The 12,262-nt window shown below is 40.7% G+C and carries 11 protein-coding genes; 3 read left to right on the top strand and 8 right to left on the bottom strand.

Annotated features, from left to right (window positions below; genetic code table 11):
* Positions 1–5: 5 nt before the first annotated feature.
* Positions 6–1,499 (top strand): OmpP1/FadL family transporter, encoded by a 1,494-nt coding sequence (locus tag BLS65_RS02700; protein WP_125869743.1) that lies wholly within the window; start codon positions 6–8, stop codon positions 1,497–1,499.
* Positions 1,500–1,534: 35 nt separating this feature from the next.
* Here BLS65_RS02700 and BLS65_RS02695 read toward each other — a convergent pair whose 3' ends face one another.
* The 8 genes from BLS65_RS02695 to BLS65_RS02660 form a co-directional block, all read right to left on the bottom strand.
* A complete protein-coding gene (locus BLS65_RS02695; RefSeq protein ID WP_092435472.1) occupies positions 1,535–2,197 on the bottom strand; it encodes a WbqC family protein in 663 nt (220 codons plus the stop codon).
* A gap of 1 nt (position 2,198) precedes the next feature.
* Positions 2,199–3,413 carry an alkaline phosphatase family protein gene (locus BLS65_RS02690; RefSeq protein ID WP_092435469.1) on the bottom strand — a complete coding sequence of 405 codons (1,215 nt, stop codon included), beginning with the start codon at positions 3,411–3,413 and terminating at the stop codon, positions 2,199–2,201.
* Between the two features lie 61 nt (positions 3,414–3,474).
* Positions 3,475–4,815 carry a deoxyribodipyrimidine photo-lyase gene (locus BLS65_RS02685; RefSeq protein WP_092435466.1) on the bottom strand — a complete coding sequence of 447 codons (1,341 nt, stop codon included), beginning with the start codon at positions 4,813–4,815 and terminating at the stop codon, positions 3,475–3,477.
* A 259-nt stretch (positions 4,816–5,074) separates the two neighbouring features.
* Positions 5,075–6,088: a dihydroorotate dehydrogenase-like protein gene (locus tag BLS65_RS02680; protein ID WP_092435452.1), complete on the bottom strand. Its 1,014-nt coding sequence runs from the start codon at positions 6,086–6,088 to the stop codon at positions 5,075–5,077.
* A gap of 68 nt (positions 6,089–6,156) precedes the next feature.
* Positions 6,157–7,245: a serine hydrolase domain-containing protein gene (locus BLS65_RS02675; RefSeq protein WP_092435449.1), complete on the bottom strand. Its 1,089-nt coding sequence runs from the start codon at positions 7,243–7,245 to the stop codon at positions 6,157–6,159.
* A gap of 96 nt (positions 7,246–7,341) precedes the next feature.
* Positions 7,342–8,520 carry a MalY/PatB family protein gene (locus tag BLS65_RS02670; RefSeq protein WP_092435445.1) on the bottom strand — a complete coding sequence of 393 codons (1,179 nt, stop codon included), beginning with the start codon at positions 8,518–8,520 and terminating at the stop codon, positions 7,342–7,344.
* 36 nt (positions 8,521–8,556) lie between these two features.
* A complete protein-coding gene (locus BLS65_RS02665; protein ID WP_092435441.1) occupies positions 8,557–8,844 on the bottom strand; it encodes a hypothetical protein in 288 nt (95 codons plus the stop codon).
* 104 nt (positions 8,845–8,948) lie between these two features.
* Positions 8,949–9,344: a DUF1987 domain-containing protein gene (locus tag BLS65_RS02660; protein ID WP_092435438.1), complete on the bottom strand. Its 396-nt coding sequence runs from the start codon at positions 9,342–9,344 to the stop codon at positions 8,949–8,951.
* A gap of 398 nt (positions 9,345–9,742) precedes the next feature.
* Between BLS65_RS02660 and BLS65_RS02655 the strand changes: the two genes are divergently transcribed.
* Complete coding sequence (locus BLS65_RS02655; RefSeq protein ID WP_092435434.1) at positions 9,743–11,572, top strand: TrkH family potassium uptake protein; 1,830 nt, start codon at positions 9,743–9,745, stop codon at positions 11,570–11,572.
* Between the two features lie 2 nt (positions 11,573–11,574).
* Entirely contained in the window at positions 11,575–12,261 is a 687-nt protein-coding gene (locus tag BLS65_RS02650; RefSeq protein WP_092435431.1) for a potassium channel family protein, read from the top strand.
* The last annotated feature ends 1 nt before the right edge of the window (position 12,262 follow it).

Here is a 12,262-nt window from a genome sequence, read left to right as displayed (position 1 = left end):
TGGCTATGAAACATATATTAAGTGTAGTTGCTCTCCTCATTTCGCTGAATTCGTGGGGGCAGGATATATCGGATGTTTACCGCTACTCCAGTAATGTCTATTCTGGTACGGCTAGGTTTTCTGGAATGGCGGGTTCTATTGGGGCTTTAGGTGGCGATTTTTCTGCTGTGAGTATTAACCCTGCTGGATTGGGTGTTTATAGGTCAAATGACTTCTCTTTCACTCCTAACTTAAATTTCAATAGAAGCAATTCTTCATATCAAGGTCAGGTGGGAAGCGATAATACCTTTAATCTTGGCATTTCGAATATCGGATTAGCCTTGACTTTTAGCAACCCAGTTCGACAAGAAGATATTGGGATTGTTAGTTTTAATTTTGGAATTGGATACAATAAGTTGCGTGATTTTAATTCGAGTGTAACAACTTCTGGGGTCGATGTGGCATCAATAACTGATGTGTTTTTGGAAGCAACCAAACGCGTGCCTTACGCAGACCGCAATAGCCTCTCAAAAGAAAACTCTCCCTTTGCTAACTATAATTCAAGTTATTGGGGGCTGATTATGGCTTGGAATAATTTTATAATTGATGCTGATGCTACTGGATATATTTCTCATCTGGCTAATAATGATATTGTTTTTCAGAATAGATTGATTACGACCTCTGGATCGCAAGGGGAATACGCTCTTTCTTTTGCTGGTAACGTAGCAGATAAGTTTTATTTTGGAGGTACACTGGGCATTCAGGATTTGTATTATAAAAATAAGACCGATTATTCGGAGGCTGCTGTTGATGGGAATACGGGTGAGTTCCAAGATTTAAATTACAAGCAAATATTCGAGACAATAGGTTCGGGCTATAATTTTAAATTGGGAATGATTATTAAACCTATCCATAGTTTACGTATTGGAGTTGCTTTTCATACTCCGACTTTTTTCAACTTAAAGGATCGATTTAGTTCTTCTATGGACACGCATGTGTATGATGTGAATACTCTTAAGGGATACAGTATGGATTCTCCTTTAGGCGAGTACGATTACAACATGGTTACTCCTTATAAGTTTGTAGCAAGTTTGGGTTATATCTTACTCGATAAAATTGCGATGAATATTGATTATGAGTATGTTGATTATACGGTAATGCGGCTTCGTAGTGGTGGTCAATCAAATAGTTTTAAAGCGGAGAATGACCAAATCTCAGCGATGGTTGAATCTTCATCAAACTATAGATTTGGAGCTGAATATCATGAGGGTATTTTCTTTTTGCGCGGAGGTTATGCTTACTATGGGAGTCCTTATAAGCAAGGCTATTTAAATAGCAATTCGAATACTCAGGTTTTTGCTGGTGGTGTTGGCCTCAGAACGGGAACGTTTTATACAGATTTTACTTATAGTAAAACCCGCTTCACAGATGAGAATTTTTTATACAATGGAAGTGAGGGTGTTGTGAATGATAAACATAGCCAAAACCAGTTTATCCTGACCTTCGGTTATAAGTTCTAATGGTTATTCAATCAATCTAAGAATACGCTCATCAGTTAACGCTGGTGGGCGTCTTTTTTTATGGAATCTTCAAGAATCTCTAGTGAGAGGAGTCCCTCGTTGCATACTAAGTCTATAATGCTAAGGTTTGGTACAAAGGCACCCTTGTGTCTGAATACTTGATAGTAGGGTTTCGGTGAAAAGACATTATCCTCATGTGGATCTACTTTTGGTGAAATGGATTCTCTTAAATCCAGCATCGTATCAGGATAGTTGGTGTTATAGTTTTGGGTTAATTCTATGGAGGGCTTAATTTCCAAAAAGGAGAGTATGACCTCCATGAGGCTCTGATTTAGGTCGAAGAGGTATTTGGTTTTTTTGTTGTAGAGAGGTATTAAATCATCAGCAATGTGTTCGAAGTAGGGTGAGTTCTGGTAAGCCGATTCTAGTGCTTTCCAATGATTTTTCTGCCATGGGGTGACGTATTCAATTTCTACTTCCCTGATGGATACTTTTTCGCCACTTCGTTTAATAGTTGGGATGGTTAGGTTTATAGGTCCGTTGGCAGATAGAATAGTGCAGCGGTTACGGTAAGTCTGTTTTACGTAATTCTCATGCTGTTCTATTAATAGGGTGTTACATTCCACTAACCACGCAAAACTTTGGATAGGGGGCAGGTATGCTGTTGAAAGGATAATGTTGGAGGGGGGTGCCACCATGCTATTTGTTGATTACTGCATTAAATGTATTCGCATTTCCATCGTTTTTCGATGGTATTACTCCGAGTAGCCTCGCCATTAAGTTATAGAGGTCAGTATTTTCGAATAGACCAATGTCTTTGTTTTGCTTAAAGTTGGGCCCAATGGCATAAAATATTCCCTGCATGTCGGTAATGGAAGGGTCGTATCCATGATTACCGTTGCCGTATTTCCCTTTTTTTGTTCCCCATCCAAAACTATACGCCGAATCGGCAATCATTACATAATCCATAATCCTAACATTGGATCCAAATCCTAGCCTTGTTGGTAGTTTACCTTTAGCGTAGACTTTCAATCCGTTTGTTGCATTAATCGCTGTAAATAGTGCAGTGTCAGTTTCGTTTTTTAGGTTGAAGTTTAGAACGGGCGATTCGCCGTGCCAATTATCCAATTTTTCTTTCGGAATTAGGTTGCTTAGATCAATGTAGCGCTCACTAGGTGTTGGACACATCCCATGATCGGTCGTGATAATGATATTAATTTTGTCGTTTAACCCACTTTTTCTCAACAGCGAAAAGAGGTAAGCCAAGCTGGAGTCAATTCGCTCTACCTCGGCTGTCGTTTCTGCCGAAATTGGTCCGAACTTATGCCCTTGTCCATCGGGTTCATGATTATAGAGCATTACCAAGTTAGGCCTTGTTGTTGTAGGGTAGGAAAGCCATTTGACTACTGAGTCAACTCTATTATTGTAGGGAATCTCCTCATCGTATGGAAACCATTTTGTTGGCCTCATGCCGTTGATTGGGGCCTCTGAACCTACCCAAAAGAAGACGAAGCTTTTTAATCCCTGTCTTTGCGCTGTATTCCATATTGGTTCTCCTCCATAAAACCGGGCATCCTGAACTGATTCGATTTTGTATCCATTATATTTTACACCCAAGTCCGATGCATAGAACGAGTTGAACAGTAATCCGTGTGAGTTTGGTGTTAGCCCCGTTGCAAGAGTATAGTGGTTCGGGAATGTTTTGCTTGGGAATGATGGTTTTATTATTCCGGTAACCCCGAGCTTCGCAATTGAATCGAGAGTTGGAGTTACGGCATTTCTTGCATAGTCCCAGCGGAAACCATCCATTGAAATTACTAGCACTACTGGCTTTTCTATTGTTTGGGTTGCAGCCGGATTAGTTGCAAAAAGGAGGACTCCAAATAAGAGTGGTAGAATGTAATTTGTTTTCACTGGCAAAAATTTAAGGGGGGACTAAAATAGATTGTTTTTCTTGGAAGACCAAATTAAAGATCTATTCGGATTCATTATTGGCAATGTATTTTTCAACATCGAATTTTCGTTTGGCTCCATTACTATTCATGTATCTTATCTTTCCAAATGTAGATCGTTCGAACCAAGCCCGGTCGTGTAATCCACCAATGGACCAAGCAATACCAGCATAGCCGTTTGGATCACTGCCATCGAGGGAATATTTGTCGTTTAGATATATGGCAATTGATTGGGCCTCTTCTGGGGAAGTTGTCCACTCCAGAATTTTTTTTGCCCAATACATGCGCAGGTAGCCGTGCATTTTACCTGTCCTTGTCAACTCTTTTTGTGCCGCATTCCAAAGTTTGTCGTGTGTTAATGCCTGCTCAAATGTTTCTTGGGTGTAGATATACTCCCGCTCATCGTTCCGGTGTAGGTTATGGCTTATCTTTGCCCATGCTGGAAAGCCTTCAAATGTGTTGTAGTTTGGGTTGTAGAAGCAGTAGTTGTCCGATAGTTCCCGGCGAACAATTAACTCTTCAAGAAACGCTCCTTTGTCTTCTGGGTCAGTATCTGATTTTATAACTTCGAGCGCAACACGCTGGGCTGATATTTGTCCAAAGTGGAGGTAGGGTGATAGATTTGAAAGCCAATTAAGCTCGGGGTGGTTTCTTTTTTCTGCATAACCATTCAGTTTGTTTGCTATAAACTTTTGGAGATGAATCGCAGCTGCTTGTTCTCCCGGTTTGATCCAGTTTATTGGTGGGATATTCTCATTGCTATCTGGGATAGTTGGCCATATTGGCTCTGGGAAGCGGCCACTCCCTGTCGTTTTTTGTAATGGAATGGTTGGGAAATCTTGCAGGTAGTCGTTCAGTAACTTATTGATTTTAGGGCGCAAAGTATAGGCTCCAAATTCCTGTTTTGGGGATGCTATGCTGCAGGGAACAATATTGTGGGAATCCACCGTAATAATTGGCGCCGATAGGGTTTCACCCACTGATGTTTTCCATTGTCGCTTGGTAAGTAAAGGATCGAAATCGGTGACTAGTATTGATGCATTCATCTGTTTAATAAATGGAGGGATAACTGTCGTTGGGTCGCCTTGCAAAAGATAAACTGGTATATTTTTGTTGATGAGATTTCTAAATACAACCTTTAGTCCATCAACCATGAACTTAAGCGTGCGGTTAATCGTCTCAGAAAAGTCGGGGGTAAGGCAGAATATTACTATTGCATATGAATCCCTTTGTTTTGATAGTTCCAAACTATAGATCAGTGCCCAATTATCTTCCATCCTTTGGTCTCTACTCATCCAGTAAACTACCGGCCCCGAGCCTTCTACTCCATGCTTCTCTAATTTAATTCTTCCTGGAAGTACCATACTTTAAATGGGTTTAACAAATTGTAGTTCAAAAGATGTAATCATATTCGGGATGGTAATTCAATTGCACGAAACCCTTTTGTTTTGGGTATTAAAACGCGTTGTTCGCCTAACGAAGGTAGGCGAACAACTGTAGTAATCTCGTGAAAAAAACTGTCCTCGGACGAGAAGTTCTTTTTGCATATCTCCAATCATCAAATCGATGTTTGATTGTAGTAGAAATACCAAGGTGATTGTGCTCAATCACACCAACTTCAGGTTAAATAACGGCTCTTTGCCTAAGCAGATTTTCGGCATTTAGCAATATATCAACATACTGTGAACGCTGGTATGCAAACGGTGAGCTGCTATTTATTTTAGAGAGTTTACCTTGGAAATGAGATATGTCGGTATATCCTTTTTTCTCCATCCACCCTTCAAGTTCTTTAATCATTATATTAACATGACCTAACTTATGCTTATAAAGAGAACTCACCACCTGAACTGCTGAGGCACCTGCAAGAAGCATCTTTGCCACATCATAACCGCTAAATATTCCGGTTGAAGCGCAAATATCGGAGGGGATATGTCCAAATAGTAGACCGGTGAAACGTAAGGGTAGAAGAGACTCGTCGTTGGAACTTAGCGTCATGCGTTGAATTAACTTCTCCTGTTCTATATCGATATCGGGTTGGAATAGCCTATTGAAGAGCACTACACCATCGGCTCCGGCCTTGCAAAATTCGGCAACAACCTCGAGTTGATTAGCATAGAATGGACTCATTTTTACACTTATGGGGATGTTAACTACATCTTTGATTCGTTTTATTATTTCTACTTGTTCTGAAATAACGGAAGCTCCCGAAACTCCAAAGTCCTTGGGTGTATGATAAAAATTAATCTCAATTGCATCAACTCCTGTTTTCTCAACTTTTTTGGCATACTCCACCCATGATTCTGAGTAAACGGCATTAATGCTGGCAATTAATGGAATAGAGACTGCTTTTCTTGTTTCTCTCAGTTTTTGGAGGTGTATTTCGGGTCCTGCATATTGTAGGCTAGGAAAGAGATTAATCATTTCCGCATGACGCTCATTATAGGCTTCCATCTCTTGCTCCATTTCGAGTTCTTCGAGTTGGATTTGCTCTTCGAAAAGCGATTTAAATACAATGGCTCCAACACCGGATTCTTGAAGTTGAACAACCTTGCCTACGGAATCACTAAGATTGCTTGCCCCTGCAATAATTGGATTCTTAAGTTCTAATCCAAGATAGCTTGTTTTAATATTTGTCATGGCTAGAAATATTAATGTTCATAGCTAGGCAAAGCATCATGTTTTGCCTTCTATTTAACAGTAATAACCTAGTTGCTTGGGTTTTGTTCAATGGTTTGAATAATCCTTTGGAGAATTAATTCTGGTCCGGGTATCGGAAAGGTAGTGTAATAGTTGCTCGATGCTATTGCAAAAACAAGATTTAGGGAAGGAACGATATAAAGGAATTGATCCCCCAAGCCAGCTGCGAAAATTACTTGCCTTCCTGCAATTTCCTTATGCCAAAAAAGGTAGCTGTAGAATACTTCGTTGCCGGCATTTACCTTTGGTGTATAGATATGATCAATCCAACTTTTAGGCAATATTTTGCTTTTTCCTGTTTCGCTATTGAGAATGGCCTGACCCAATTTTGCAATATCCTTCACTTTCATGGTCATGCCTCCCCATGAAGGAGTGCCGTTGATTGGGTATTTAGCCCAAGAGTTGGCTTTTATTCCAATTGTGTCGAAAAGGTTTTTGTAGATAAAGGAGTCGATGGGTGTTTTGGTAACGTGCTCCATGATCTTTTTTAGGAGCTCAAGAGAGGCGCTATTGTAGTTGAATCTTACTCCTGGGGCGGTAGCCATTGGTTGCTCAAGAGCCAGTTTGGCCCAGTCTGATTTTGTATTCTTTAATCGATTAAGTGAGTTGTAGGAGTAGGTATAGTTCGGGAACCATTCGTCCCAACTCAATCCAGTTGTTTGGTTAAGGAGGTCCGATATTCGGATTTTTGCTTTTAATGGATTGGCGGCAAAAATGGAATCGTATTCCGGAAGGTATTTTGAGATTAGGTCGGTAGTTTTTATTCGACCTTGCTCAACGCAAACGCCGCACGCCAGCGAAATGATACTTTTGGTAACTGAATTTATCGGGAATGGAGTCTCGCTGGAGTAAAGGCCGTAGTAGGACTCTCCGATGAGTTTACCATTTACCATGATGGCCATCCCATTTATTTCGCCATAGGTGTTGCCTCTTGTGCCTTTAAATAGGGAAAGAAGTGAGTCTTGCTGGATTCCTGGCTGTCCGTATAGCCGATAGTTGAAAAGGCTGTCGGTTCGGCCAAAGAGTGTGGAAGTGGTGGCGGTAATCGCTAAGAAAAAGGTGATAGATAATATACTAATGGTGGGCTTACGTTTCATTCCTAATCTGTATTCATTCTATTATCATGCAATCTACTATATACAAAGATAGTGAAATAAAAAACAAATAGCGATAGATTTTCTTGACGCAGTAGTTTATGCTTTCGAAAATGACTCAGCAATTCGAGCCACTGCATTCTCAATAACCGACTTAGGGCACGCTGCATTTAGACGTTGGAATCCTATGCCTTGCTTGCCATAAATAGTTCCGTCGCTCAACCCAACGTTGGCTGTTTCGATAAGTATCCTATTCAACTCTTGCTGGGGTAGGTTAAATTCACGGAAATCGATCCATGCAAGATATGTGCCTTCGGGTGTTTGGCTACGGAATGGCGCATTGCTGGATTTTAGTATAGTGTTGATGGTTTGAAAGTTGTTGTATAGGTATGCGTTAAGCCCATCTACCCATTCATCGCCAGAGGTGTAAGCGGCCTGCATTGCTATGTTTCCAAATAGGTTCCCCATGGACAGGTGCAATGAGTTTAATATGGAATTGAATTTTGCCCGAAGGGTCTCATTGGGGATTATGGCTAAGCCAGTGGCGAGTCCGGCAAGGTTGAACGTTTTGCTTGGAGCGATTAGGGTTATGGTTCTATTGGCTGCATCTTCCGAAAGGGATGCAATGGGGATGTGTTTTTGGTGTGGCATTACGATGTCGCAGTGGATCTCATCGGAGATGATCACCACGTTATATTTTGACGCGAGTGATGCGACTTGCTCCAACTCGTTTTTTGTATAAACGCGGCCAGTGGGGTTGTGTGGATTGGAAAGGATCAAGAGTTTTACACCCTCTTTAAACTGTTGTTCGAGGTGGTTGAGATCCATCGTATAGCAACCTTCATTTTCGAGCAGAGGATTCTCAACTACTACTCGCTTATGATCTTCAATTGCAGCAAAGAATGGCGTATATACAGGAGGCTGGATCACTGCCTTTTCACCGACTTTCGAATTTGCTAGGATTGCGAAATTTATGGCTGGTACTATTCCTGGGCAGAGACAAATCCAATTGGATTCTATTTTCCATCCATGCCTGCGGTAAACCCATCCAATGGCGGCATCTACTGCTCCTGACGGAAGGAATGTATAACCAAGGATTGGATGATCAATTCGTTGTTGGAGTGCTTCTCGGATAAATGCCGGAGTAGCAAAGTCCATATCGGCTACCCAGAGGGGAGTTACCGATGAACTTCCAAAAACTTCGCTTCTGCGATCGTATTTTACGCAGGAGGTGTTTTCGCGCGCGATTTTAGTGTTGAAGCTGTAATCAATAATCATACGCAAAGCAAAAAGCCCCTTGGAAGGGGCTTAGTGTTAGTTTTTGCTGAGTGCGCTAAGCTGCTCGAATTGCTTATTCACTTCGGTGATGAGCTCTTCGTATAGTCCTTTGAAGTATGCTTTACGCAACTTTGCGTTTTCAAACTTTCCTGGGTTATTAACCTTGTCAATGGCCGCATTTCTGAAAGCTTCCGATTCAAGTGCAATTTTCTCGGCAGCTTCAGTTTTCTTACCTGGATTAAGGTAAATGTAAACGTAGCAATCGGAAACTACTTCGTCTGTGAGGAAATGGATGTCTTTCTTGATAGACCTAATATTCGCCATAGTAACTTAATTTTTTTTTCGGGTCAAAAGTAGTAAAAATCTTTTACATATGCTGATTTCTTCAAATCTATTGCGTAATGAATGTTTTTTAACCCTTAGAAATCTTATTCGTAGGATATAAATTGGTGGTTCAGTTTTATATCTGGAAGACTAAGAAGGATTTGACCCTCCTCGAGTAGATCTTCATCTTCAACCTGATATTGCCATACGATCTGGATATTGAACCCTTTCTTATGGAAAACGGTAAGTTTCCGAAGAACTTCCCGTAAATATTTATAGGAGGTGGAGTTTATGTAGCGGAAGTTAAGGTCGAGCGTAATTGGTTCCGCCTGCTTATCTTGGTTCTTTTCAAAGAATTCATCGAGCCACACCAAAAGTTTCGTATAGAACTCTTTGGCATTTTCGGGATGAGAGATGCCAGATATACAGAAGCGCAACGTTCCGGGATCAAAACTGACCTCAGGAGTATCAATGGCACTTTTTATTCTTAGTGGTTCCACTACCTATAATTTGATGCAAAGGTAAAAAAGAAAAAAACAGTTGAGTGCCTACTTTGATAAAATGTGGTTTTATCATGATAGATGACGATTTGATTTGGTATTTATATTATTTGTTGACTTGTAATAGGTTATATACCAAGATTCTTCTATCTCTGCCAAACTTTTATTTTTCGATTATATTAAAGTTCACCAATAATTTTCTCATGGGGAAATTCTGAATGCGCCGTAATTTTTTGTTCAAAATAACTATTTTTTCTCTCATGGGTTAGATTATCGTTGCTAATATTACCTTTGTTTTAATGCACACGCCACTCTGAAAGTAATTTGCGTTCGATTTATTTGTATAAAAGCAATGAGCCGTATTGCTTAAACCATAATGTTTTGCACCTGAGGATATCATGAACTTGTGGACAATTGACTTTAAATACTATTCGCAAATTGAGCGATTAAAGCGGTTCTTTGTTACTGTTCTGAATCACTTCTCGATTCTTGCCGCGGCATCCCTTCTTGCTATTCTTATTTATGAGTTTGGTTTTTTACATCCTAACGATCGATTGGATTCCGTTTCCACATATTATGAGTTTGGATTGCTGTATTTTGTGGTTATTTACTGCATTAGTTTATACAAAGCATTTGTTAGCCGACGACAGGATCGTTTTCTCCGGTTAACGTCGCTATTCAAATTAGGAATAGTCTTTTTTGCTTTTATTGGAAGTGTTTTTTTTAGCGTTGGGGATCATCATAAACTATTTCTAACCATAATTGGGCATCACTATTTTCTGAATCTCACTATTGTTTTTCTTTTTCTTGTAGAGGTCGGACGAGCTAGTTTCAATTTGTTTGCTAAGCAAGCAAATCCAGCGATGTTGTTTATTGGAAGTTTCACATTATTGGTGAGCATAGGTACCGGACTTTTGTTGTTGCCTAACTCAACCACCCATGGAATAAGTCTTGTAAATGCCTTGTTTACCTCTACTAGTGCGGTATGCGTTACTGGTTTAGTTGTTGTGGATACGGCTACTGCATTTACACCGGTTGGCAAGATGATTATCCTTCTCCTAATTCAGTTGGGAGGTTTGGGTGTAATGACGTTTACTACTTTTTTTGGGTTGTTCTACAGGACGGAGAGTACGTTTCGCTCCCAGATGATGATAAAGGAAATATTGAATCTCGACCGAGTAGGTGGAATTTTTAGTGCTTTGCTAAAAATCTTGCTGGTTACCATCATTGTGGAGTTCATAGGTGCCTTGTTTATCTTTCAATCAATTTCCAAAGTAACTGCCGTTGGTGATTTTACCGATAAGGTGGCTTTCTCTGTTTTTCATTCCATCTCGGCATTCTGTAATGCTGGTTTTTCTACGCTTACCGATGGGTTATATACCGGTTTTTTAAGGCAAAATTACACCCTCCAGTTTTGGATAATGGCATTAATTGTGCTAGGTGGCCTGGGCTTTCCTATTATTTTCAGTTACTTTACCTTGATCCGTCATTTTATTGGGAACAAAATCCGACAATTCTTTGGTAAGCAGAAACGCTACATGCATATGCCTCGGATTATAAATATGAATGCCAGAATTGTTGTTTTTACTACGATGGGTTTAATACTTATTGGAGCCATCATGTTCTTTCTGTTGGAGCGAAACAATACCTTAGTCGGGGAGGGTATATTAGGTAAGATTACCGGATCATTTTTCGGGTCAATCACCCCCCGTACTGCTGGATTCAATACGGTGGATATGTCTCGGCTGATGCCATCTACTATCCTGATCACTATACTACTAATGTGGATTGGTGCCTCGCCAGGATCCACCGGTGGTGGTATAAAGACAACCACCTTTGCCCTTTCATTGCTTAATGTTGTGAATTTGGCTACTGGCCGTAAACTGTTTGTGGTAGGACGGAGGGAGATACCCTATGATAGTGTTCAGCGTGCCTTTGCGGTGGTTTTTTTATCCATTATTGCTATTGGGCTGGGGAGTTTTTTTGTTATTGTATTTCAGCCAAAGCTAAACTATCTTTCGGTGCTGTTTGAATGTACCTCTGCTTTTAGTACTGTTGGACTCTCTGTTGGTATGACCTCACAACTTACGGTTGCTTCAAAAATTGTAATAATTTTGCTCATGCTTATTGGCCGGGTTGGTCTCCTTTCGCTCGTATTCTCCTTTTTAGGTAATCTTCATCAGGGCGATAGTTATCGACTACCTTCCGAAAGCATTTACATAAACTAGTTATGAAGGTAATTATTCTGGGTCTTGGTAATTTTGGTGCTGCACTGGCTATCCGCATGACGCAGCTGGGGCACGAGGTTATAGGTGTGGATAATGACGCCCACCGAGTTGAAGAAATTAAGGAAAAAGTAACTTCGACTATCTGTATGGATGCGCGTGAGTTACATGATTTGAAGTATTTGCCTCTCGACGATGCTGATGCAGTTCTGGTTGCCATTGGCGAAGATTTTGGGGCATCTGTTCTGATAACGGCGCAGCTAAAACAGTTGGGGGTTTCTCGCTTGATTGCTCGCTCCATGTCCGGTCTTCACCGAACTGTATTAGAGGCCATTGGTGTTTCGGATATTTTCTCACCAGAACTTGAGATGGCAGAGTCTTTTGCCTTGAAAATGGAATTGAAAAATGTGAATAACGTATATCACATTTCACAGGATTATAAGATAGTCGAATCTGCCGTTCCTAAATTGATGGTTAATAAACCCCTATCTGGTATCGATTTTGCCGCTAGCTACGACCTCAACCTTATTGCCGTGAAGCGCTCGGAGAAGGTTCGGAATCTTATTGGAATGGCCAGCACTGAGCAGCGCCTTCATTCCAAACTGGGTCCCGAATTTATTCTGCTGGAGGGAGATGTGCTGGTTCTTGCAGGATCAGTTGATGCGCTTAAACACCTTTACGCAGTGCTGTAGG

It is taken from the genome of Williamwhitmania taraxaci (genome assembly GCF_900096565.1).
Taxonomy (GTDB): domain Bacteria; phylum Bacteroidota; class Bacteroidia; order Bacteroidales; family Williamwhitmaniaceae; genus Williamwhitmania; species Williamwhitmania taraxaci.
This window is presented reverse-complemented; position numbering and strand designations above follow the sequence as displayed.

Bases quoted from the DNA above. Each gene is read 5' to 3' on its own strand.
- BLS65_RS02700 (WP_125869743.1), top strand. From the start codon at position 6: ATGAAACATATATTAAGTGTAGTTGCTCTCCTCATTTCGCTGAATTCG.
- BLS65_RS02695 (WP_092435472.1), bottom strand. From the start codon at position 2,197: ATGGTGGCACCCCCCTCCAACATTATCCTTTCAACAGCATACCTGCCC.
- BLS65_RS02685 (WP_092435466.1), bottom strand. From the start codon at position 4,815: ATGGTACTTCCAGGAAGAATTAAATTAGAGAAGCATGGAGTAGAAGGC.
- BLS65_RS02680 (WP_092435452.1), bottom strand. From the start codon at position 6,088: ATGACAAATATTAAAACAAGCTATCTTGGATTAGAACTTAAGAATCCA.
- BLS65_RS02675 (WP_092435449.1), bottom strand. From the start codon at position 7,245: ATGAAACGTAAGCCCACCATTAGTATATTATCTATCACCTTTTTCTTA.
- BLS65_RS02670 (WP_092435445.1), bottom strand. From the start codon at position 8,520: ATGATTATTGATTACAGCTTCAACACTAAAATCGCGCGCGAAAACACC.
- BLS65_RS02665 (WP_092435441.1), bottom strand. From the start codon at position 8,844: ATGGCGAATATTAGGTCTATCAAGAAAGACATCCATTTCCTCACAGAC.
- BLS65_RS02655 (WP_092435434.1), top strand. From the start codon at position 9,743: ATGAACTTGTGGACAATTGACTTTAAATACTATTCGCAAATTGAGCGA.
- BLS65_RS02650 (WP_092435431.1), top strand. From the start codon at position 11,575: ATGAAGGTAATTATTCTGGGTCTTGGTAATTTTGGTGCTGCACTGGCT.